Origin of the sequence: Streptomyces sp. BE20, assembly GCF_036322525.1 — a bacterium.
In the GTDB taxonomy this organism is placed as follows: Bacteria; Actinomycetota; Actinomycetes; order Streptomycetales; family Streptomycetaceae; genus Kitasatospora.
In genome coordinates, this window is sequence record NZ_JAQYWW010000795.1 from 1 (window position 1) to 310 (window position 310).

The window sequence follows — 310 nt, forward strand, 5'->3', positions numbered from 1 at the left end:
CGACCTCGCCATGACCCTCAACAACCTCTCCGTCCGGCTGGCAGAGGTGGGCCGGCGGGACGAGGGCCTCACCGCGCTCGAGGAAGCCACCGACCACTACCGCACCCTCGCGACGTCCGACCCCGGTGCCCACCAGACAAACATCGCAAAGGCACACAACAACATCTCATTCCAACTGGGAGGAGCGGGCAGCCTGAACGAAGGGCTGGCCGCGATCGATGAAGACACCTCCCTCTGCCGGTCGGTCTGACGGGCCGACCCCGGTGCCCACCTGCCCGACCTCGCCAAGGCGCTCAACAACCTCTCCGCC

At 67.4% G+C, this 310-nt stretch carries 1 protein-coding gene; it reads left to right on the plus strand.

What is annotated here, in order from left to right:
* Positions 1-250: hypothetical protein (locus PUR61_RS17145; RefSeq protein ID WP_329879724.1), on the plus strand; the 250-nt coding region annotated here is incomplete at its 5' end.
* Positions 251-310 lie beyond the last annotated feature (60 nt).